Origin of the sequence: Actinoplanes hulinensis, assembly GCF_019429605.1 — a bacterium.
GTDB classification, from domain to species: domain Bacteria; phylum Actinomycetota; class Actinomycetes; order Mycobacteriales; family Micromonosporaceae; genus Actinoplanes; species Actinoplanes campanulatus.
Window position 1 is genome coordinate 604,461 of sequence record NZ_JAHXZI010000001.1, and the last position, 19,664, is coordinate 624,124.

General features: G+C 68.1%; 29 protein-coding genes. 11 read left to right on the forward strand and 18 right to left on the reverse strand.

Annotated features, from left to right (window positions below; translation table 11 throughout):
- Positions 1-21 precede the first annotated feature (21 nt).
- The 17 genes from KZ829_RS42615 to KZ829_RS03075 all read right to left on the reverse strand — a co-directional run bounded on the left by KZ829_RS42615 (position 22) and on the right by KZ829_RS03075 (position 10,333).
- Positions 22-1,296, reverse strand: a complete 1,275-nt coding sequence (locus tag KZ829_RS42615; RefSeq protein WP_246634910.1) for a DNA cytosine methyltransferase — start codon at positions 1,294-1,296, stop codon at positions 22-24.
- Positions 1,296-1,625 carry a hypothetical protein gene (locus KZ829_RS03000; protein WP_220142272.1) on the reverse strand — a complete coding sequence of 110 codons (330 nt, stop codon included), beginning with the start codon at positions 1,623-1,625 and terminating at the stop codon, positions 1,296-1,298. The genes KZ829_RS42615 and KZ829_RS03000 overlap by 1 nt, the downstream gene beginning before the upstream one ends.
- On the reverse strand, positions 1,622-1,978 hold the full coding sequence (locus KZ829_RS03005; RefSeq protein ID WP_220142273.1) for a hypothetical protein: 357 nt from the start codon (positions 1,976-1,978) through the stop codon (positions 1,622-1,624). The genes KZ829_RS03000 and KZ829_RS03005 overlap by 4 nt, the downstream gene beginning before the upstream one ends.
- Positions 1,975-2,277 (reverse strand): hypothetical protein, encoded by a 303-nt coding sequence (locus KZ829_RS03010; protein ID WP_220142274.1) that lies wholly within the window; start codon positions 2,275-2,277, stop codon positions 1,975-1,977. The genes KZ829_RS03005 and KZ829_RS03010 overlap by 4 nt, the downstream gene beginning before the upstream one ends.
- On the reverse strand, positions 2,274-2,693 hold the full coding sequence (locus KZ829_RS03015) for a hypothetical protein (RefSeq protein ID WP_220142275.1): 420 nt from the start codon (positions 2,691-2,693) through the stop codon (positions 2,274-2,276). The genes KZ829_RS03010 and KZ829_RS03015 overlap by 4 nt, the downstream gene beginning before the upstream one ends.
- Positions 2,690-3,037: a hypothetical protein gene (locus tag KZ829_RS03020; protein WP_220142276.1), complete on the reverse strand. Its 348-nt coding sequence runs from the start codon at positions 3,035-3,037 to the stop codon at positions 2,690-2,692. Before KZ829_RS03020 ends, KZ829_RS03015 begins: the two co-directional genes overlap by 4 nt.
- On the reverse strand, positions 3,034-3,282 hold the full coding sequence (locus tag KZ829_RS03025) for a hypothetical protein (protein WP_220142277.1): 249 nt from the start codon (positions 3,280-3,282) through the stop codon (positions 3,034-3,036). Before KZ829_RS03025 ends, KZ829_RS03020 begins: the two co-directional genes overlap by 4 nt.
- Positions 3,283-3,424: 142 nt before the next feature.
- Positions 3,425-5,653: a cell division protein FtsK gene (locus KZ829_RS03030; protein WP_220142278.1), complete on the reverse strand. Its 2,229-nt coding sequence runs from the start codon at positions 5,651-5,653 to the stop codon at positions 3,425-3,427.
- Positions 5,650-5,823: a hypothetical protein gene (locus KZ829_RS03035; protein WP_220142279.1), complete on the reverse strand. Its 174-nt coding sequence runs from the start codon at positions 5,821-5,823 to the stop codon at positions 5,650-5,652. The genes KZ829_RS03030 and KZ829_RS03035 overlap by 4 nt, the downstream gene beginning before the upstream one ends.
- Before the next feature lie 93 nt (positions 5,824-5,916).
- The gene (locus tag KZ829_RS03040; protein ID WP_220142280.1) at positions 5,917-6,471 is read right to left on the reverse strand and encodes a hypothetical protein; all 555 of its coding nucleotides are present in this window, start codon (positions 6,469-6,471) and stop codon (positions 5,917-5,919) included.
- Positions 6,472-6,483: 12 nt separating this feature from the next.
- The gene (locus KZ829_RS03045; protein ID WP_220142281.1) at positions 6,484-6,849 is read right to left on the reverse strand and encodes a hypothetical protein; all 366 of its coding nucleotides are present in this window, start codon (positions 6,847-6,849) and stop codon (positions 6,484-6,486) included.
- A gap of 28 nt (positions 6,850-6,877) precedes the next feature.
- The gene (locus tag KZ829_RS03050; RefSeq protein WP_220142282.1) at positions 6,878-8,554 is read right to left on the reverse strand and encodes a type IV secretory system conjugative DNA transfer family protein; all 1,677 of its coding nucleotides are present in this window, start codon (positions 8,552-8,554) and stop codon (positions 6,878-6,880) included.
- A gap of 15 nt (positions 8,555-8,569) precedes the next feature.
- Positions 8,570-8,785 (reverse strand): hypothetical protein, encoded by a 216-nt coding sequence (locus KZ829_RS03055; RefSeq protein ID WP_220142283.1) that lies wholly within the window; start codon positions 8,783-8,785, stop codon positions 8,570-8,572.
- Positions 8,786-8,802: 17 nt separating this feature from the next.
- Positions 8,803-8,952 carry a hypothetical protein gene (locus KZ829_RS03060; RefSeq protein ID WP_220142284.1) on the reverse strand — a complete coding sequence of 50 codons (150 nt, stop codon included), beginning with the start codon at positions 8,950-8,952 and terminating at the stop codon, positions 8,803-8,805.
- 54 nt (positions 8,953-9,006) lie between these two features.
- Complete coding sequence (locus KZ829_RS03065; RefSeq protein WP_220142285.1) at positions 9,007-9,165, reverse strand: hypothetical protein; 159 nt, start codon at positions 9,163-9,165, stop codon at positions 9,007-9,009.
- Between the two features lie 92 nt (positions 9,166-9,257).
- Positions 9,258-10,073: an ABC transporter permease gene (locus tag KZ829_RS03070; protein ID WP_220142286.1), complete on the reverse strand. Its 816-nt coding sequence runs from the start codon at positions 10,071-10,073 to the stop codon at positions 9,258-9,260.
- A complete protein-coding gene (locus KZ829_RS03075; RefSeq protein WP_220142287.1) occupies positions 10,073-10,333 on the reverse strand; it encodes a DUF6284 family protein in 261 nt (86 codons plus the stop codon). Before KZ829_RS03075 ends, KZ829_RS03070 begins: the two co-directional genes overlap by 1 nt.
- A 230-nt stretch (positions 10,334-10,563) precedes the next feature.
- Between KZ829_RS03075 and KZ829_RS03080 the strand changes: the two genes are divergently transcribed.
- From KZ829_RS03080 to KZ829_RS03130, 11 genes are all read left to right on the forward strand, one after another.
- Complete coding sequence (locus KZ829_RS03080; protein ID WP_246634911.1) at positions 10,564-11,400, forward strand: helix-turn-helix domain-containing protein; 837 nt, start codon at positions 10,564-10,566, stop codon at positions 11,398-11,400.
- Between the two features lie 6 nt (positions 11,401-11,406).
- Positions 11,407-12,228, forward strand: coding sequence for a protein phosphatase 2C domain-containing protein (locus tag KZ829_RS03085; RefSeq protein ID WP_220142288.1), 822 nt, complete (start codon positions 11,407-11,409; stop codon positions 12,226-12,228).
- A gap of 244 nt (positions 12,229-12,472) precedes the next feature.
- A complete protein-coding gene (locus KZ829_RS03090; RefSeq protein ID WP_220142289.1) occupies positions 12,473-13,177 on the forward strand; it encodes a hypothetical protein in 705 nt (234 codons plus the stop codon).
- A gap of 182 nt (positions 13,178-13,359) precedes the next feature.
- A complete protein-coding gene (locus KZ829_RS03095; protein ID WP_220142290.1) occupies positions 13,360-14,445 on the forward strand; it encodes a hypothetical protein in 1,086 nt (361 codons plus the stop codon).
- A gap of 685 nt (positions 14,446-15,130) precedes the next feature.
- A complete protein-coding gene (locus KZ829_RS03100; protein ID WP_220142291.1) occupies positions 15,131-15,448 on the forward strand; it encodes a hypothetical protein in 318 nt (105 codons plus the stop codon).
- A 52-nt stretch (positions 15,449-15,500) separates the two neighbouring features.
- Complete coding sequence (locus KZ829_RS03105; protein WP_220142292.1) at positions 15,501-15,776, forward strand: hypothetical protein; 276 nt, start codon at positions 15,501-15,503, stop codon at positions 15,774-15,776.
- Positions 15,777-15,798: 22 nt separating this feature from the next.
- Positions 15,799-16,518, forward strand: a complete 720-nt coding sequence (locus KZ829_RS03110; protein ID WP_220142293.1) for a hypothetical protein — start codon at positions 15,799-15,801, stop codon at positions 16,516-16,518.
- A gap of 1 nt (position 16,519) precedes the next feature.
- Positions 16,520-16,828, forward strand: coding sequence for a hypothetical protein (locus KZ829_RS03115; protein ID WP_220142294.1), 309 nt, complete (start codon positions 16,520-16,522; stop codon positions 16,826-16,828).
- Between the two features lie 429 nt (positions 16,829-17,257).
- Entirely contained in the window at positions 17,258-17,401 is a 144-nt protein-coding gene (locus tag KZ829_RS03120) for a hypothetical protein (RefSeq protein WP_220142295.1), read from the forward strand.
- 361 nt (positions 17,402-17,762) lie between these two features.
- Entirely contained in the window at positions 17,763-18,320 is a 558-nt protein-coding gene (locus tag KZ829_RS03125; protein ID WP_220142434.1) for a Uma2 family endonuclease, read from the forward strand.
- A 299-nt stretch (positions 18,321-18,619) separates the two neighbouring features.
- Complete coding sequence (locus KZ829_RS03130) at positions 18,620-18,928, forward strand: hypothetical protein (RefSeq protein ID WP_220142296.1); 309 nt, start codon at positions 18,620-18,622, stop codon at positions 18,926-18,928.
- A gap of 58 nt (positions 18,929-18,986) precedes the next feature.
- Here the strand turns inward: KZ829_RS03130 and KZ829_RS03135 are convergent, their stop codons facing one another.
- Positions 18,987-19,661: an MOSC domain-containing protein gene (locus KZ829_RS03135; RefSeq protein WP_220142297.1), complete on the reverse strand. Its 675-nt coding sequence runs from the start codon at positions 19,659-19,661 to the stop codon at positions 18,987-18,989.
- Positions 19,662-19,664: the final 3 nt, after the last annotated feature.

A 19,664-nucleotide genomic window follows, 5' to 3' on the forward strand; every position in this document is an offset into this window, starting at 1 on the left:
TTCCAGGTCAGAACGGGTAGGTCAGGCGGCCAGGGGTGCGGCGAGGTCGGGTTGCACGTGTGCCGGGGCGACCGGTTCGGTCAGCAGCAGCCGCACCGCGAGGTCGGCGGCCTGCGGGACCACGCCGTTGCCGAGCACCCGCAACGCGTCGGTGCGCTTGTCGAGTACGTCGGTGACCCACCCGGCGGGCAGGCCCATCAGCCACTCGACGAACCGGGGCGAGAGCTGCCGGCGGTTGCGCCCGGCGATGGTCGGTTCCGGTGCCGGTCGGCCGATCACCTGCTCCCACCGGGCGATGGCCGGCGCGTAGGCGCCCCAACGGTCGGGCTGCACGGCGGCCGGCAGCGCGAGGTCCCCGGCGCTGCCGCGCTGGTTCGGCCCGCCTTTGACGCCGTCGGTGGCGCGCGGGGTGGGTAGGAGCCGGTTGACCTGGTCGAACACGACCTGTGACAGCGGCGGCCGGAAGCCCTCGCCGGCCCGCCGACCTTCGGTGCCGGTGTCGGTCGCTTTCGGTGTGGGCAGCAGCGCTATCGCGTCGTCCAGGCCGAACGTCCGATCGGGATCGTGCAGCCGGGCGGCAGCCGTCGCTGGCGACGGGAACCCGGAGCCCCGGCCGAGGGTGGAGACCGGCGTGGGGAGCAGGTGCTCGACGGCTGACAGGCCGGGCGACTTGCGGGCCTGCTCGCCCGGCGATCCGTTGCGCCGGGCGTCGCTGGCCTTCGGGGTGGGCAGCAGCGGCAGGCCGGTCACAGGTCCAGCAGGGTCGGTTCCTCGCAGCCGCGGAGCGGCTTCCTCTTGCGGCCACGCGACGGCGAAGAGCCTTTCGCGCTGGTGGGCCGCTCCGGTGTCGGAAGCGCGTACGCAGCGCCAGCGTCCCACGTACCCGATGGCGGCCAGCGAAGCGGTGACGACGTCGAAGCCGAGGCCCAGATGCCCGCGGACGTTCTCCAGGACGACGAGACGGGGTCGAAGTGCGCGAATGGCTGCCCAGACGTCGGGCCAGCGGTTGCGTGGGTCATCGAGTCCTCCCCGGGGGCCGGCGTAGCTGAACGGCTGACACGGGTAACCGGCCAGCAGCACATCGATCGGGCCGAGCCCGGCCCACCCGCCGGCGGCGGTGACGGCGGCGATGTCGCCGAGGTTCGGCACGCCCGGCCAGCGGGCGGCGAGCACGGCCGAGGGCGCGGAGTCGAACTCGCCGTGCCAGACCGGCTCGATCGGGCCGAGGGCCACCGCGGCGCCCAGCTCCAGCCCGCCGTAACCGGAGCAGAGCGAACCCGCACGCAGCGCCGTCATCAGGCCACCCCGGCGAGCGGGGCCGGACGGGTCATGTCGTGTTCGTCGGTCGGGCAGCCGTGCAGGCAGGCACAGCAGGACACGTCCATGCAGTGCTCGCCCTGCTCATCGGCCCGGCAGATGTCGGGGTCGCAGACGCAGTCCGGGCAGCCGCCGGGCCGGCGGGGGTCAATGGTGAACTCGGCGTCGAGGTAGATGCGCATCTGCTCGGGCTCACGCCGGTTGGCATACGGCCGGGACACCTTGGTGATACGCAGCTCGGGGGCGTTCTCCAGCGCGGCGACCATGGCGGCGACCTGATCGCCGTCGCCCATCAGGCGGATCTTCACGCCGTCACCTCCGGCCGGTCGACGCGGACGCTGCCGGTGTAGCTGGTCAGCGCGTAGTGCTCAGCCATCACGGCTTCGGTGATGTAGGTGGCCTCGTAGACGGCCGAACCGAACCGACGGCGGGCGTAGAAGTGACCACGGCCGTTGTCGGTGACCTCCACACCGAGGGCGCGGGCGATCTCGGCCAGTCGGGCGAGGGCGGCCTGCTCGGTCGCGGCGAAGACGCTGTAGTGGACCGCGGCGCCGCCGTTGGTGGGTGCCTCGGGGTGCTCGGCGAGGAAGTCGGCCAGGGCGTGCAGGTCGGCGGCAAGGGCCTGCCGGCCGGCGTCGACCGCGGTGTGGGTGGTGGTCATGCTGCGTCCTCCTGTTCGGCGATGAGGTCGGCGGCGCGGCCGGGCTCGGTAAGGTGCAGTTCAGAGGCGTCGCGGAACACGAGCGGGTACAGCGGTTCGCCGTCCACGTCGTGGTCGACAGGGTCGGCACCGTCGACGCAGACGTCCCACTCGTCGGGGCCGCACTGGCCGACGATGTAGCCGGTGACCCACGGCCAGACCGTGCGGCCTGCGTCTACCTGGCGGTCGGTGAGCGGGTACCGCACCTTGACGTCGGCGTCGTCGGGGAACCGGCCGTCGTTGTCGTCGTAAAGGTTCACGGCGTGTCCTCCCGCTCGTCATCGGCCTGGCGGGGAGTCCATCGGGCGGCGTCGCCGGAGATCCATTCGTCCGGTTCCATGTCGCGCGCCGACAGGGAGGCGTCCGCGCGGCGAGGTGCGTCGGATCCCCGGGCCTCGGCGTGGGCGGTGTGCCAGCACTCTTCGTTGAGGTATTCGGCGGCGCGCTGGTGGGCGTCCTCGGAGGTGGAGCCGGTGATCAGGCGGGTGATCGGGGAGCGGTCGAGGGTGTCGGCGATCCGGCCGTAGTGGGTGCCGAGCAAGTCGGCGCAGGCGGCGAGGTCGCGCGGGTCGGTGTAGCCGCTCATCCGTTCCTCGATCAGGCGGATCGCGTTCTGATGCCCCTCGATGGCGCGACAGTTCGGATCGAGCCGGGCGGCGAGGTCGCGGAGGTTCATGCGACCCTCCCCGAACCGATCCCCCGGCGTGCCGGGCGGCCGGCGAGGGTGCCGGGCCGCAGCGCGACGACGGCGGCGAAAAGGCTGCGCAGGTGGTGCAGGATCGTGGTGACCTGCTCGCCAGCGACGCGTTCGCTGCGGTGAAGCGGCACCCGCAGAGTGATCTCGGCGTAGTCGCGGTCACCGGCACGAACGCGGGTGACGACGGCCCGGCCGCCGATGTCCGGGGCGATGGTGATCGGGCGGCCGCGGTGGGTGTCGAGACCGCAGGTGTGGTCGCGAACGCACCAGTCGGTGTGGTCGGTGGCTGCCCGGTGGATGCGGGCCATGGTCCGGATGCTCATCGGTTGCCTGCCTCTCGCTCGCCGCGCAGGTACTCGTAGACGCGGCGGCCGATGCGGACGCGTTTGCCGGTGCCTTCGCAGCGGCGGCATTCGCGGAAGACCTTGCGGTTGACGCGGGAGTAGACGCGTCCGCCGTCGCAGCGCCGTCGCCGGCAGCGGCCGAACGGGAAGATCGCGCAGTTGATGCTGTAGAACGCTGTGTAACCGAGGGCGGTGAGGATAGCTAGCAGCACGATGGTGGTCACGGAAGTGCCTCCAGAGCCGTTTTCAGGGTGTGCGGGGTCGGCGCCGCTAGGGGCTAGGGCGCTGATCAGGGGTTCTTTGTGGCGCTAGCGGTGCCGCTAGGTCTAGCGGGGGTAGCCGCTAGACCTAGCGGCGAATCTCGGGCTACTTGGTCTTGCCGTTGCCGTTGCCGCGGTCACGCTTGGTGATGGCAGCGATGATGTCGGCGCGGTGGAAGCCCTTGCGGTTACCGGTCTCGCCGGTGTCGGTGTCCTCGCCCCAACACTGTTTCGTGGTCAGGCCGTGGACCTTGAGGGCTTCCCGGAGTTGGTCGGCGGTGAAGCCGGTGTAGACGTCGGGCCGCAGCGCGGTGAGCCGCTTGACGATCACGGTGGACCACAGCTTCGGCTCGGCCTCGGCCATGACCGCGGCGACGTCTTCCAGGATCGTGTCCCGGCGTACCGCCGTGGTGTCGAGCACGACCCCGGCGGCGTGGCCGGTGATGTTGCCGTACCGCTCCCGCGCGGCGCGGGCACGGGCCACGATGACCTCGGCCGCCGGGCCATCGATCTCGAACGTCTTGACGATGACCGGCTCGTCACCCTCACCGGCGAGGAAGCCGATCCCCTTGTCGCGGCGGGAGAACATGGTGGCGCGGATACCGTTCTTGTACATCGACGTACCGAGCACCATGTCGTTCTCGGTCTGGCCCATGACCTTGAGACACAACCGCAGCACGGCGTTCGCGCTGATCCCGGTGGGCAGGCTCTTGGCGTCCGGACGCTGGGTGGCGAGCTTGAGCATGATCCCGAGCGCCGGGCCGCGGCGGGTCAGGTCCTCGCAGATGCTCTCAATCTCGGCGCCGTACTTCGGGTGCTCGAAACCGCGCTGGCACTCGTCGATGGCGATCGCGATCGGGTGCAGGCCGAGCTTGCGGTTGCTGGCCAGTTCGTCGGTGACCTTGTTCTCCGGGCACAGGTCGCGCGGCAGTTCGCGGATCACCTTGGTCCGGCGCCGCATCTCGGCGTGGACCTCCCGTAGCGAGGTGACCAGGTACTCGATGTCCTCGTCATCGTCGCCGGCCCGGTAGGCGTGACAAACCGGCTCCAACGGGCTGAGGTCGCCGGTGCCCTTGAGGTCGAACGCCAGGATCCACGACCGCACATCTAGACAGGCGATCAGCAGCGCCAGACGCAGCGCGAACGTCTTGCCGAACCGCGGCAGCGCACCGATGATCATCGAGGCGAACATGAGCGTGATGGTGACCAGCGCGCCGCGCGGGTCGGTGCCGAACGGCTGCGGCTTGAACAGGTTCACCGTGCCGGACTTGAGCAGCGGGAACGGCCGCCGCTTGGCGCTGGACATGTCCTTGTCTGCGACGAACAGTTCCAGCCGGCCGGGGTGTACGTCGGCGTTGACCGAGGGCCACACACACCCGAGCGGCCGGGTCAGGGCGGCGGCCAGTTCCTCGCGCTTCTCGACCACGGCCGAGGCGACCACGCCGCGCGGCAGCTCGACCGAGCAGTGCCAGCCCACGCCGTTCTCCCGCCCGATGGGCGCGGGGAACCACGACTTGCCGTTGTCCCCGCGGCGGATCGCGGCGTTGATGCCCGCGATGCCCAGCGATGCCAGGGCGGTGAACACCTCGATCGAGGTCAGCGGCGCGGCATCGTGGCGCACCACAGCCGTGCCGATCAGCGGCTTGTCCGCCGGGCTGCCGAGGTAGCCGAACACCGCCAGCAGCGCGGCGAGGGCCGAGTACTGAGCCGTGGCCGGTGCGAGCAGCAGCGCGCCCACGGCCGACGCGAGCACGACCGCCAGAAAGAGGGTGATCATGCCGCGCCAGCGGACCCGCCGGTCGCGCTTGTTGGACAGCCGGTCGTACATCTTGGCCTCTTCCGGCTTGGCGATCGCAGCCCGGACGACGGACTGACGCACCGGCTCACCTTCGAGGTCCCATAGCCACCGGCTGTAGCCCTTGCAAACCCGGCCGAACCCACGCGGCGCCCGCACGGTCAGCTTCACCGCGTACACCGGCAGCCGGAACGCGTGGAACCCGAGCGCGTGCACGCCGAACCCGGCAGCCCACGCGGCGTTGCGGCCGAACTCGGCGCCGGAGCGCAACCACGACGGGATGATGGCCACCCGCTCGGCGTCGCGGAACGCCGTCAGCGAGAACCGCGGCCGACGCTGTGCCGCGAGGCTGTCGACGGGAACCGGGCCGTCCTCGGCGTCGTCGAGGTCGTCCGGCTCGACGAGGCCGCCGGTGTCGGGGGTGTTTCCGGCCCGGCGGGTACGGGCCTGCTCCAGGTCGACGACCTCGGCACCGGTCGTGTCGGCGTCGGCGGTGGTCGGGTCGAATTCGTCGGGGTCGAGGTGCGGCGTGGTGCTCACGGGCGGGCCTCCGATCCGCTGATCAGCCCCGGGGCTACGGGCCGGGTGGGCAGCTCGAATACGTGCACCTCGGGGTAGTGGAGGGCCTCGGCGACCGCATCGGCGGTCGCGCCGGGGTCGGCCAGCAGCGCACGACCCTGGTCGGTGCTGGGAATGGGTGGTGTGGACATGTGGTGCGTTCTCCTTGCGTCGTGGTGTGGGGCGGGGAGGGCCGGCGGCGCGGTACGGGTTTGCGAGGCCATGGGCCGCGCCGCCGGGCGGATCTAGAACTCGTCGGTGTCGCTGTCGGTGCGCTCGGGGTGCGGGGTGCTGACCTGCTCGGCGGTGGTGCCGCCGAGCTGCCAGAGCGGCACCTGATCGATACCCTCGATCGTCTCGGCGACGTAGGTGAACCGGCCGGTCGCCTCGATCTCGGCGGCCTTGACCTGCGCCGGGTGCGTCCCGGCCTCCCACGCCACGCGTTCGGTCTCGGTGCCGTACATGCCGGACTGGGCGGTGCGCTCGGCCAGCGGTCGGCCGTCTACCAGGTAGCCGCCCATCTCGGCGGCCTTCGCGACCCGCTCGGCCTGCGTCCGCCGGGCCGGGTCCATCCGGACCGTCGGGTCGTCGCCGGCCTCGGCGCGCAGCTCGGCGGCGTACTCACGGGCGGCCTGCGCAGCGGCGTGCTGCTTGGCTGCCCACTGCTGCGGGTCGATCTGGTCGCCGCCGCAGCGGCCGGCCAGCACCTCGGCGGCGTTGTCGGCCTCGTGCTCCAGTTCGCGGGCGCCGGCCTCGCAGCGCCGGGCCAGGGCCTCGAAGGTGTCGGTGTGCTCTCGCATGGGCCAGGCTCCTCAGAACTCGTCGGTGTCGTGGTCTCTGCGCGGCCGGTCGGGGCAGTGCTGTGCGGCGGGCGCGTCGTTGTGCTCGGCCTGTGCGGCGGCCTGGATCTCGTTGTGTTCGAGCTGGGCGGTGACGGCGGCGAGCTGGGCGTACAGGCCGGTGGTGAGGGTGAGCGTCTCGATGCGCTGCAGGTCGACCTTGGCCTGGGCTTGGTGGCTGGGCGTATCGGGCCGGTTGTAGTACCGGGTGACGTCGGCGCCGAACATCTGGTCCCGGCAGGGGTCGCGGAGCATTTCCAGTTCGGCGAGCTGGTCGAGGGCGATCTGGGTGAGGGTCCGGGCGGCCATGCGCTCGGGCTGCGGGTTGGGCTGGTTCACCGGAGGGGTTCCTTTCGGATCGGTCAGGTCAGGCGGTGGTTCGGGCGGCCCGCCGAAGCCGGGCGAGGCCGGGCCGGCGGACGGTGCGGGGGTGCGATGTCTCGCGGTTGGCGCGGCGCACGTCGCGGCGTTTCCAGGCGATCGGGGTGTGCACGAGCACGACCCGCATCCCGTGCCGGATCAACAGGGCCTGGAAGTTCGGCAGGCCGGCGAGCATCGCCGGGGGCATGACCGGCACCCGGCGGGTGGTGGTCGAGGTGACCCGGCCGGACGCGTCGCGGGTGGCGGTGACCTCTTCCCGCTCGCCAGCGAGGTCGCCGAACGCCCGCAGGTCGTCGGCGTCCTTGCAGCCGCCGAACACCAGCACCGCGGCCGCACTGTTCAGGATCATCGACGCGCCGTCGTCGGCCCACCGGGCGCGAAGCTGCCCGAGTCCCTGGCACGCGGCGTGGATGGTGATCGAGCGTTTGCGCAGCTCGGCCATCCACTTGTCGAGCGGGGTCGGGCAGACGAGCGCGACCTCGTCGAGGACCAGCGTCAGGCCGGGATCGAGCCGGCCGCCGGGCCGGGCCGCGGCGGTGTGCCGGGCCTGGTAGGTGACCTCGGCGACCAGGGCGGCGACCAGCGGGCCGACGGTGCCGTCGTCGTCGCCGAGCAGGTACAGCGCCCCGCGCCGGTCGGTGAGTTCGTCGACCGTGAACCAGGTCGCGGCCGGGTCGGGATCCCCCACCGCCGCGGCGTCCGGCAGCGTCGTCCACGCCAGAGCCGGGGCCATGGCCAGCATCACGCCGTCGCGGGTACGGACGCTCATGTCGATGCTCTGGGCGGCGGCCTGCATCATCGCCGCGGCCCGCGGCGAGGTCTTGAGCGCGGTCAGGATCGTCTCGCGGGCGGTGTCCGGGTCAGCTACCCACGCGGCGAGGTCGGTCATCCGGTGGTAGCCGAGCGCGGCGGCGTGCAGCCACACCGCCAGCACGCGCCGGGCCTGGATCGCCCACCGCTCGCCCTCGCTGCCGGGCTGCGAGGGTCCCATCAGGTCCGCGGCCCGCCGGTGAGCGGTCGCCGGGTCCTCGCAGCCGAACAGCGGCGACCAGCGCAGCGACGAGGCGATCCCGCCGAGGCCTCCGGGGTTGAACACCCGCACCGGGCCACGGTCGGCCCGCAGCGGCGCGGTCAGTTCGTACAGGTCGGCGGCGGTCGAGGTGACCACCACCCCGCCCGGGGCGTCGATCACCCGGCAGGCCATCTCCGCGGACTTGCCGGTGCCCGGCCGGCCGATCCGCAGGGTTGACTCCTCACCGGTGGTCCAGACCGTCTGGCCGCCGGTGCGGGCCAGCGGGACGGCGTACGAGCGCAGCGGCACCCGCCACCGCTCCCACCAGCGCATCCCGGCCAGCGACGGACGGATCACGGCAGCCTTACGGCGCATCGCCCACCCGGACGACGTGCGGAACACGTCCCACCGCGAGGCGGTACCGGCGTTACGGCGGGCGTGCCGGTCCCACCGGCCGATCGCCCCGGCCGAACCCTTGCCGCCCGACCGCAGCCGCCACCACAGCGGGCCGAAGGTCAGGCCGAGTCCGGCGAGGATCAGGCCGGCACCGGTGAGCAGGTGCGATGTGTGCCGGGCCAGCAGCCATCCCAGCGAGGTCAGCAGCAGTCCGGCGCCCGCGGCGCGGACCAGCATCTTCGTGGTGAGGTTCATCGGTCGCCCCCTCTCTCAGAACTCGTCGATGTCGTCGTAGGGTCGCCTCGGCATCGGGCCGCCGAACGCGAGAACCCCGCAGGCGGTCGACAGGTGCTCGGCGATGTACTGCCGGTCGGTGTTCTCGTTGTCGAGCACCCGATCCGCCCAGTTGTGCAGCGCGGCCAGCTCGGCCCGCAGGTTTTGCAGCTCGGCGTAGGCCGCGTTGATCTCGATCTCTTCCTCGCTCATCAGGGCGTTACCTCCGGTCACATCTCGTCGGGGTCAGTGGCCTGCCGGGTGGCGGTCGGCGCGGCTGCGGATTCAGGCGTGCGGGCGGCCTGGTAAGCGACCGCCGCGGGGTAGCCAGCCCGAGGATCGGTGTAGGGCAGCGACTCGGAAGCGACCGCGGCGAGCATCGCCGTAACCTCCGAGTGCTGGTCGTTGTGTCGGCGCCGCATGACCGGGGGCCGTCACATCTCGTCGGCGGCGTCGCGGGCGGCCTGCCGGGCGGTGGTGCGCTCGCGGCGCTGGTCGGCCTGGCGCTGGGCCTCGGCCATCGTGGCGAGCCGCTGCTCACGGTTGCGGCCGACGACCTCGGCGTGCTGCGTGCGCAGTTGGCGATCGGACATACTGGTGACCTCCGGAAGGTCTGGTGACTGGATGGGGAGGCCGGCGGCGCGGCACGGGTTTGCGAGGCCATGGGCCGTGTCGCCGGGCGGAGCTACTTGGTCTTGTGCATCAGGTGCGCGAGAGCGGCGCCCATGCCGAGCACGGCGACCGGGATGCAGGCAACGGCGGCGGTGATCGGCCACGGGGCCGTGGTCCACTCGGCGGCGGCCATCAGGTGATAGGCGATCTGGCCTAGCGCACCCAGCAGCAGCGAGCCGAGCGCCGACCACTTCGAGAACGTGAGCGCCGGACCGGTGACCGTGCCGGACAGCCAGACATAGAGCGCGTACGCCGCGTAGGTCTCGACGCCGATGGGCAGCGTGATCGCCGAGTTGATCTGAAAGTCCGAGATCCCGGGCAGCAGCGTGACCATGCCGAAGCCGGTCAGCTCACCCATCTCCACCCAGCCGCCCCAGATCGCGACGAACGCGGGCAGGCACAGGATCAGGACCGGCCAGGTCACCGGCCGGCGGCGCGGCTTCTCGTCCGGCACGGCGGCCTCGTTCACCACCGGTGCCTCGGCGGGCCGGTGGGAGTCGAGCAGCCGGAACGCCTCGTCCTCGATCGCGACGGCAGGCAGCATCGCCGGTCCGGCGCCGACCTCGGCCGTGTCTTCGGGGCCGATGGCGTGAGGTAGCGCCACCTGCTCCTCGGCCGCGGGCACGGCGTCGTCTGCGAACGGGGGGAGCGGCGTCGTGGTCAGGTGCGCCAGCAGCGCGTTCGCCTTGTCACGACCGACGCGGAAGGTCTTCATCAGCATGTTCCGGCTCGGCGTCTCGCCGAGCTTCTCGGCCAGGTCGCGGGCATGCGGGAGGAGATCCTCCACCGCACGCGGGTAAGCGCTGCGGGTCGTGGTCGCGGCGGTCATCACGCCACCGCCTTACGGCCAGCGGGCGCAACCGGAGTTGTCACGGTGCGCGCCAGCTCGGCGGCGACACGGACCACCTGGGATTCGGCCCGACGCAGGCGCTTCCAGTCCATCGGCGACGGTCCGCCGCGCTCGGCAGCGATGGCCCAGGCGATCTCCGCGGCCACCAGGAGCATCTCCGCCTCGATCAACGGCCATTCGGCCTCGATCGCGGCCAGATCCTCCGACGACGGTTCGGCTTGCAGACGACTCGCTTTCACGGGGACTGACTCCTTTGAGACGTAGGTACGACGGTCGAAGACATCGACCGTCCACCCCCCTTGACTGTGTCGTTGAGGGGCCTACATCGAGGTAACACCACCGCCCACCCCGCCGTCAAGCCCCCTAAACAACGATGGTTCAGCCCGGTACGCAGAATCGACGTTGATAGCCCCTCTGAACTGGGCTGCGCTAGGATTAGCCCCCTTGACAGGGATGGGAGAGCCCAGCGTTGAAGGACCTAGCGGACGTCGAAGCCCTTGCCGATGCGCGCGAGCGTGCGCTCACCGCCCACAAGCTGATCGATGAACACCAAGCAGCGATCGCAGAGCTGTCCCGCGTACGCCGCGGAGCGCTCGAAGAGCTGCTCGCCGGCAACATGACTCAGTCCCAGCTCGCCGACATGCTCGACATGTCCCGCTCTCGGGTGTCGCAGCTACTTTCGGCCGGCACCCGCCCGGAGCGGGCCTTCCTGGGTACAGGCAAGGTCACGCTGGCGATCGGCGGCAAGTTCGAGATCGGCCGAAGCGACCCCGGCGCCGTCCTGTCCGCTGAGGCGTTTGGCGCGTACGAGATCCTTGCCGAACTTGCACGCACCGTCGGACTAGATGCCGCCTATGAGGTCGTCCCGCCACCCGGCCACGTTCACCTCAACCGCCCGAACCTCATCGTGTTGACGAACCCCCGCCTGCTCCCGTTCTTGAGTCAGGTTATGGAGGCCGACCCACATCTTCGCTACGTCGAAGACGACAGGGGATGGTTCATTAGGGAGCCGGACACCGGGAAGGAGTATCGGTCACCTCGCGACGAAGGCGAGCGCGCCGATTACGGCTACCTTGGCCGCCTACCGCGGCCTGACGGTAAAGGATCGTTCCTGTACATCGCGGGAACGCACGCGCAAGGAACTCTCGGGACAGCTCGGTATGTAGCCGAGAATCTTCCGGAGCTGTACAGGGAACTCAAGTCTCGCAGGTTCTCGACAGTTATTCTGTGTCGATTCGACGCGAAGGATCACCGGAAAATCACGTCTACCGAGCGAGTGACACCACTCTTCAAACACGAGGGCTGACGGCTCATGCGCACTGCGGTTGCCTCGCTTGCATCAGGTTCGGACGGCGACAACGAGGACTGGTACTCCGCGTCACCGCACCTTTTTGTCGTGCTGGACGGTGCAACCGCCCGAACCGGCACAGGCTGTAGCCATGGCATCGCATGGTACGCAGCTCACCTCGGCGCGGCGTTGTCGGAAGGTGCAAGCGATTCGACCCTGCCTCTTCAACAAGTCTTATCGGCAGGGATCGAGCGGGTTGCAGGTCTACATTCTTGGTGCGACCTCTCGCACTCCGGCACCCCCTCAGCAGCTGTCGCTATGGTGCGCATTCAGGATGACGGGTGGACCGAATATCTTGTCTTAGGTGATGTCTCAGTCGTTCTAGATTCGACTTACGGAATCAAGACGGTTTCTGATGATCGGGTTAGCCAAACAGCAACAGCCGAGCGCAGAGCTGCCGATGAATATCCCATTGGTACAGCATTAAAGAACGAAGCCATGATCCGGATGAAGCACGCAGAGTTGGCCATGAGAAATCGGCCGGGCGGGTACTGGATTGCTGCCGCTGATCCAGCGGCAGCGGACCAGGCGACCGTAGGCCGAGTCGCAACCGGCGATGTTCGGCGTTTTGCCGTGCTGACCGACGGCGCAGCTCGCATCGTGGTTCCGTTCGGCGAGATGACGTGGGACGAGCTTCTCGACCTTGCTGAAAAGCACGGCCCGGAAGCGGTCCTCCGCAAGGTGCGAGCTGCGGAAGCTAGCGACCCGCTCGGCCAGCGCTGGCCGCGAAACAAGCGCAGCGATGACGCAACCCTCGCCCTCGCCGTCAACGAAAGCGGCGAGTAGAAGCCGCGAGAGCCACTCGCGCCATCGGCATGCCATCTGGGATGCCCAGGCAGAGCCGTAGTCCTTCACGCCCTGGTGGTCAAGGTCGTTCATACATCGTGTGTTCCACCTTGACGACCAGGGCGTGAAGGACTAACACGGTGTGTGATCGATGGCCGACGGGATAGCGAGCTGGCTCAGCAGCCGGCGGCGGAACGCTGCCCACGGCCACAGGTTCGTTTCTCGTGGAAGTGAGACTTCACCAGTGCTCCAGAGCCAGCAGATCCTCACCTACGCACGCCGCTTGGCCGACGACCTCGGCAAAGACATGGAGCTAGCAGAGGCCTACGGGGGCGGCGTCAACTACTGGACCGCCGTTGACCATGAAGCCGGGAGTCGGATTCAAGCGCGATCAATCGCCGCGTTGGATTTCCTGAAGACGTACGCAGTCCATGACAGCGCCTGGACAGAGCGTGCCACTGAGGCATATCAGGCCCAAGGTCAAACTGATGCGCAAAAGGCGCGGGATCTCGGTGACATCCTGCGTATGTGGGCTGACCAGGTCGAAGCGGGGATAGCCGAAATCGCGGGTGCACGCGCCCGAGCCGAGGTGGGCATCGTTAGTACAGACGTCATGGGACAAGTGCGGGCGCTCTTGGAGGACCGCAGCGTTCATCCAGCAGCACCAATCGTTCTGTGTGGAGCTGCCCTGGAAATCGCCTTGCGCGCGGTTGCGGATGGACGCAACGTCTCGATTCCGGCCCAGCCAACGATGAACCGGCTTATCGGAGCGGTCCGCGGGGCAGGAATTCTCTCCGTCCAGGACGTGAAGGACTTGGAAGCAGCCGCCGGTCTCCGCAACCAGGCCGCCCACGGTCATTTTGATGCCCTCAGCCACGAGCGAGCTGGGCTGATGGAGCAGCAGACGAACATCCTTCTTCGGCGACTTGCCGAGCTGATGCCTGAGTAAGCAACTCTGCATGCCCGTGCCGATCGAACAGTCAGCACGGGCATAGAGTGCGGGCGGACGCGCAGCACCTAATCAGGCGCAGAGCCCGTAGCAGCCCGGTCGTCCCTGTTCCTGCCGCCATCCAGTTCGCCCTAACGCCTACGGGGCAAGCTGATGTCATACTCAGCGTCTATCTTGCCGCCATGGCGCTAAGCGACGTTGAAACACCCGCAGCCTTGAAGGCGATCGACGAATATCGTGATCCCCTGGTCCTCATCGCTCCCAGCTACGGCAACCCGGCAACCCGGCGCCGCTTCCACGACACCCTTGCCCAGCCGATCGACTTCACCGTGCCACGCCTGTTCGGTTTGCTCTCCACCACGGATACCGAGGCTCTACTCGCCCGGCACCCCGACGGTTCGGCACGATTTTGGGGAGCCTTGGAGCACCACAACTCGGTCATCGACCGTCTTCGGGACGGCGACGTCGTCGTCTTCACCGGAGACAACCGCGTCCAAGCTGTTGGAATTATGGGCTACCGGTTCCGCAACCCACAGCTGGCGGACACCCTGTGGCCGCCGAAAACTGGTGACACTGGATGGCTCAACGTCTATACGCTGACCGCCTTCCAGCGCATAGGTGACGTCCGGTATCCCGAGCTGCGTGCGTGGGTCGCCTCGGCAGAGAAGGACATCTTCCAGTCGGCTCGCCTGCTCGATTCGGCCAAATCAGCCGCCGTAATCGCCGGACTTGGGGTAACCACCGAGGCCGACCTCGCGGCTGAGGACCGTCTAGCCGAGATCGACCTCCTCGCCGCGTTGGGTGCCGATGAGGTGGTCGATGCCGAACAGGTCCACGTCGACTCCACCAGTTACGAACGAACTGCGGGCACGGTCCTTGTCCGCCGGGCCGAAGCCCGACTCGTCGCCCGCTACCGAGAAAGCCTCGGTAGCACTGGCAACCATCGACTCAAGTCAGCGGTTGGCTTCACCGACCTCTACCTAAACGATGACAGCGACATCATCGAGGCAAAGCGCAGCGCCGAGCACCGATACATCCGCGAAGCCCTCGGCCAGTTGCTCGACTACGCCGTCAACACGACAGTCGCTGTGCATCGACTCACCGCATTGTTCCCCTCGCGGCCGGCTTCCCCTGACATTCGATTGCTACACACCTACGGCATCGACTGCCTGTACTGGAACGGCGGGAACGACTTCGTCCGCCTCGAAGCATCGGACGCCGCCCGCATGCTGATGCGCCCGCTATGGGGTACCAATGTCCGGTCGTAGAGATGTGAAGATCCGATCAGGTCTCGGCAAGGTGTCTGGCGACCGCCACGGCAAATACCCGGCAACGGCCGCTTGCGAGTGGGTGTTTCAGCACGTCAGAGGCAGTGACCGGTTCGGTCTGTAAATCCGTCGCGAAAGCTACAGAGGTTCGAATCCTCTACCCGCCACAGGCTAGGGAAACGGCCCCGGTACCAGCGGAAACGCTGACCGGGGCCGTTCTCGTTGTGATCTAGCGAGTCCGGCAAGATCCGGCCGTCTACGACCCTCCACGGGAACATGACGGGAACACGCGGAGATCCTTAGAGGCCATTCCTGCCCCTCTCCTGACCGCCCGCCGAGACGATCCGCGCACCGGCGGCCGACCGTCATCGAACACCTCACAGACATAGGACGGGTACGGCGGCAGGCTGGCCCAGCCTCATGGACGCAAGCCCGATCGCCAACGCCGGGACCGGCCCCGCGGGGAGTCACTCGAACGGGACCACCCTGACCTACCCGAGACCCCTGTGTACCTCGATCTTGACCAGGCACAACTCCCTCCCGAAGCCTGCGGCCGGTTGAACCGAAACCGAGTGAGGCCGGTACAGGAGAACAACGCCGGTCGCATCGATGGCGGTTACGGGTCTCAACTTGCCTAACCAAGTTGGTAGCCCTCGGATCCAGGTAGTCACCGGAGAGGACGGCTGTGGACAATCCGAGACTTGATATGCAGCGCAGCGCCGGCAAGCTGGCGATCTTCCTTGCCGGGATCTATCTGCTGGTGCTGTTCGGCGTCGTGGTCTCCACCGCCTCGGGCAGCCCCATTCCGCTCATCGGCTGGCCGATCCTGCTCCTACCTGCGGCCGCGTTCACCTACTCGATCATCGACGCGGTCAACCTGCACCGGGTCAGCGACATCGCCGAGACCACGCGGCTCTGGCGGCGAAGCCTGCTCCTCGCGGTCGCCGGAACGGGCCTGATGGTCCTGGCGGTCGTCATCACGAACAGGATCACGCCGCTATGACCTTCCGAGTTGATCCCTTCCAGGTGCGGAGTACGCGCGCAAGCTCGGCGACGTGGAACGCGTCGCCGAAGAGGCCGACCGGTACGTCTCGGCCCACGGCAGCTTCACGATCCTCGACCAAGGGCTGATCGGCTTCGTCGCTCCCGGCCATCGGCAGCTGATGGGCCAGCTACATGACCTCTTCGCCCGGCTCGGGGATCTCGGCGCCGGTTCGCAGTCAGCCCTGCGGGCTGCCGCCGACACCTACGTGAACACCGACGAGCGCTCGGCGGCCGAGCTGGACGCGTCTTGTCCACCGGTACACCGTTACCCGCTGTTCCGCGGCTGATCGCCGATGAGAGGACAGGAAGATGAGTGATCCGGGCGCCAACCTCGTCCCGCCTGGTTTGCCGGACGAGAGCTTGAGCAATGGGTTCCTGAACCCGATCGACCTCTTGAACTACGCCAGCCCGACGGCATGGATCAACAAGGGCATCGAAGCAGCAACCGGCTTCGACGTCATCGGCTCATTCATGGAAGCCGTCAGCGGGGACTGGGAAGCGGTCTGGAAGTTCGGTGAGGCGATGGGCCACCTCGCAGACTGCATGGCCGAGCTAGGCATCAATGTTCAGCAGGGGATGCTCCAGGTCGACGACAGCTGGGACGGCAACGCCGCCGATGCCGCATATCTCTACTTCTCCAACCTCGCCGCCGGTATCAGTGGGTCCCAGCACGACTTCCGCCAGATCGAGGATGACTACCAGAAGGCGGCACTCGGTGCGTGGCAGTTGGCCAGCCAGCTCGGCAACATCCTCCAGGCGATCGTCGATGCCTGGCTGATCGGCCTTGCCGCTGCGGGCGCCGGGGCCGCTCTATCAGCTACCGGGGCCGGAGCAGTCGCGGGCTACGCCGTCGCCGGCGTACAGGCGGTTCGGATAGCCAAGCTCATCAACGATGCCTCGCTCAAAATCAACGCTGGCGGAACCGCCATCATGGCCATCTTCGCTGTCCCCATGACCATCGCCTACCGCGGCGGCGACCTGTCCGACATCAAGCTTCCCGCCGCTGCGTACACCACTCCGGGGGCATGAGTTGAGTGACGATCCCGTCGACCAGGAACTTGAACGGATGGCCGGAAGCCGCGAGGCCGCGGAGGAGGTGAAGCGGACTCTGGTCACGCTGCGGGACGGCGGCGCAGGCCCCGAACTGGCTGAGATGGCCCGGGATGTACTCGAAGGGCGGATCAGCTTCCGGGACGTCGCCCGCAGCTCCGCCTACGCGGAACCACTGATGAAGGCCCAGGAAGCTCTTCTGCGATGGCGGGCGCAGGCCGACGAGGAGGAGCAAGCCCGGCTCGTGGCGGAGACACAGAAACGCCTCTACGGCGACCAGGACCTCTGAGCCGACACCCTTCCGGGCGGAGCTGCTCGCCCCTACCCGTTCGGCGAGTCCGACCACGGTGACCACCTGATGCGAGGGCAAGCCGCGAAGCGGTGCGGCAGCGATCGCCGGAAGCAACGACAGCGGCTGACCGCGACAGCGATCGTCACGGCCTGGAGCAGAGTCCAGAATCGGCCGGTGCGCCGGCCGATGCCGGGCGGAGCCCGCCAGCAGGCCGAGCGCGTCCGGCCAGCGCCGCGCTTGCGCGGCGCCTTGATCCAGAAAGGATCAATTCGGCGGTACACCCCAACGACGGCTTGTCCGGTTGCATCGGTGGCCCCGTATCAAGCGTGAAAGGGCCCTGGAAGCAACCGTGTTGGGCCGCCTGCGCCTGAAACGCTCGCGGGCATCGCGAAGCTATTCGGAACGACCGTCGAAAATGTTGAGGCGATGATCGCGGCGGACTGGTACCACGTGTATCCGGATAGCAAGATCTCAGCTCGCGCGCTACAACTCAGCTCGGCGCTTGATCAGCTCGACGAAGAAGATGTGGAGATCATCGAGATGTTGGCCCGGCGACTCGCTAAGGAATAGCCGTCTGAAACCTACGCGCTAAGACCTGACGAATACCGAACTTCCCAACCAGCCTACGTTCTAGACCCGTGCCGCTTGGGCGACTGCCATCCACGCATCTAAGCGTGCTGGGCTGACTTGAGCCAACTTGGCGATGTACGGCCGGATCTCGGCATAGGAATACACCGCGCTGATACGGATGGCGATTACTGCGGTGTCATAGGTGTGCTCGCCCTGCGGCATTCGGGTGGCATGGTCACCGCCCCGGATCTCCTCCTACCTCACGCCAGCGTGCAGCTTTCCGGGGACGCCGTGCTGCTTGAGTTGCCGTACCGTGGACGGAAGCATCTTTTATGAGCCGCTGCTGGAGGTGACGTCGTCGATGAGCGTGGGAGTGGTTGACCACGTCGGTCCATGGACTGAGGACGAGTATTTTGCGCTCGGCGAGACGACGGACCGGATCGAGCTCATCGATGGGAGCCTGGTGGTGAGCCCCGCGCCGAGCATGAGCCATCAGCGCCTCTCCCGCCGCCTGGCGAACGCGCTGGAGGAAGGCGCCGAGCCGGCCGGGCTCTTCGTATACGAGGCGATCAACATCCGGTTGCACACCGGCCGCATCGTCATTCCGGACCTGGTTGTGGTGGACCAGGACGAGGAGGGCGTCACGGCGGATGCTTCCCGAGTACTTCTGATCGGTGAGATCGTGTCGCCGAGCAACGCCGCCATGGACCGCGTGCTCAAGATGCAGCTCTATGCTGCTGCCGGCATCGGGTGGTACCTCCTGGTCGAGCACGAGGCGCCGGATTCGCTGACGCTGCGATTCAACCGTCTCGATGGCCAGCACTACGTCGAGGAGACCGTCGTGAAGACCGGCGCGAGCCTGACCGCCGAGCAGCCGTTCCGGTTTGAACTCGACACCCGGTCTCTCGTCCGTCGCTGACAGGGAAAGCTCCCCGACACCACCTACTGCGAAGCGGCGAGGCAGCAACGTCTCCAGCCGCTTACACGGCCTGTTGTCGCATCCGTGTCGGTGCGTCGACTATCAGGACTGTTCCGGCTGGTCAGAGGCAGATGATCGGCACACTGTAAATCCGTCGCGAAAGCTACAGAGGTTCGAATCCTCTACCCGCCACAGGCTTGAGAAACGGCCCCGGTAACAGCGAAAACGCTGACCGGGGCCGTTCTCGTTGTGATCTAGCAAGCTTCCCGCCGCCGCGTACACCGCTCGGGGGGCATGAGTTGAGTGACGATCCCGTCGACCAGGAACTTGAACGGATGGCCGGAAGCCGCGAGGCCGCGGAGGAGGTGAAGCGGACTCTGGCCACGCCGCGGGACGGCGGCGCAGGCCCCGAACTGGCTGAGATGGCCCGGGATGTACTCGAAGGGCGGATCAGCTTCCGGGACGTCGCCCGCAGCTCCGCCTACGCGGAACCGCTGATGAAAGCCCAAGAGACCTCTCTGCGATGGCGGGCGCAGGCCGACGAGGAGGAGCAAGCCCGGCTCGTGGCGGAGACGCAGAAACGCCTTTACGGCGACCGGAACCTCTAAGCGAACGGCCGGGCGCCGCGAATGCGCGGCGCCCGGCCGTTCCGACTTCTTGGGTTCGTCAGGAGGGTGCGGGGGTCAGGCGCTTTTCGATCTCGGCTCGGAGATCGGGGGGTAGGGCTTCGGCTACCAGGAGGCGGGACAGGTTTTCCGGGGTGTGCATGTAGATGTCGAAGGCCTCGGCGAGGGTCAGGCCGTGGGTGGGGCGGTGGATCACCTCGATGGGGGCGCCCGGATGGATGTCGCCCTCCTGGAGGATGCGGAGGTAGGCGCCGGTGCGGTTGGAGTCGGCGAAGCGCTTGATCCAGCGGGGCTCGGCCATGCGGTGCTGGAAAGTGGAGCACGGGATGCGGCCGAAGGTGGTCTCCAGGATCACCGTGTCGCCTACCCGCCACTGTTCGCCCAGTACGGCGTTGTAGAGGTCCAGGCCCTGGGTGGTCAGGTTCTCGCCGAACAGGCCGGGGGGCAGGTCGCGGGACAGCTCTGCGGACCACCAGGCGTAGTCCTCGACGGCGTACGCGTACACCGCCTGGTCGTCGCCGCCGTGATGTTGGGTGTCGCCGATGAAGTCGCCTACCACGCCGCTGTGCAGGCCGCTGGTCTTCGGGCCGGGGCGGCGGACCGCTACCGGGTGGTCCACCGGGCGCTTGCCTATGCCGGTCCGGCCGGAGTCCTTCTTCGCCGGGTTGGGTTCGGAGCCGCCGACGTTCAGGGAGAGGACGATGCCACTGGTCATGAG

Bases quoted from the DNA above. Each gene is read 5' to 3' on its own strand.
- KZ829_RS42615 (WP_246634910.1), bottom strand. From the start codon at position 1,296: ATGACGGCGCTGCGTGCGGGTTCGCTCTGCTCCGGTTACGGCGGGCTG.
- KZ829_RS03005 (WP_220142273.1), bottom strand. From the start codon at position 1,978: ATGACCACCACCCACACCGCGGTCGACGCCGGCCGGCAGGCCCTTGCC.
- KZ829_RS03015 (WP_220142275.1), bottom strand. From the start codon at position 2,693: ATGAACCTCCGCGACCTCGCCGCCCGGCTCGATCCGAACTGTCGCGCC.
- KZ829_RS03020 (WP_220142276.1), bottom strand. From the start codon at position 3,037: ATGAGCATCCGGACCATGGCCCGCATCCACCGGGCAGCCACCGACCAC.
- KZ829_RS03035 (WP_220142279.1), bottom strand. From the start codon at position 5,823: ATGTCCACACCACCCATTCCCAGCACCGACCAGGGTCGTGCGCTGCTG.
- KZ829_RS03040 (WP_220142280.1), bottom strand. From the start codon at position 6,471: ATGCGAGAGCACACCGACACCTTCGAGGCCCTGGCCCGGCGCTGCGAG.
- KZ829_RS03050 (WP_220142282.1), bottom strand. From the start codon at position 8,554: ATGAACCTCACCACGAAGATGCTGGTCCGCGCCGCGGGCGCCGGACTG.
- KZ829_RS03055 (WP_220142283.1), bottom strand. From the start codon at position 8,785: ATGAGCGAGGAAGAGATCGAGATCAACGCGGCCTACGCCGAGCTGCAA.
- KZ829_RS03060 (WP_220142284.1), bottom strand. From the start codon at position 8,952: ATGCTCGCCGCGGTCGCTTCCGAGTCGCTGCCCTACACCGATCCTCGG.
- KZ829_RS03065 (WP_220142285.1), bottom strand. From the start codon at position 9,165: ATGTCCGATCGCCAACTGCGCACGCAGCACGCCGAGGTCGTCGGCCGC.
- KZ829_RS03070 (WP_220142286.1), bottom strand. From the start codon at position 10,073: ATGACCGCCGCGACCACGACCCGCAGCGCTTACCCGCGTGCGGTGGAG.
- KZ829_RS03085 (WP_220142288.1), top strand. From the start codon at position 11,407: ATGCGCACTGCGGTTGCCTCGCTTGCATCAGGTTCGGACGGCGACAAC.
- KZ829_RS03095 (WP_220142290.1), top strand. From the start codon at position 13,360: ATGGCGCTAAGCGACGTTGAAACACCCGCAGCCTTGAAGGCGATCGAC.
- KZ829_RS03110 (WP_220142293.1), top strand. From the start codon at position 15,799: ATGAGTGATCCGGGCGCCAACCTCGTCCCGCCTGGTTTGCCGGACGAG.
- KZ829_RS03120 (WP_220142295.1), top strand. From the start codon at position 17,258: ATGATCGCGGCGGACTGGTACCACGTGTATCCGGATAGCAAGATCTCA.
- KZ829_RS03125 (WP_220142434.1), top strand. From the start codon at position 17,763: ATGAGCGTGGGAGTGGTTGACCACGTCGGTCCATGGACTGAGGACGAG.
- KZ829_RS03135 (WP_220142297.1), bottom strand. From the start codon at position 19,661: ATGACCAGTGGCATCGTCCTCTCCCTGAACGTCGGCGGCTCCGAACCC.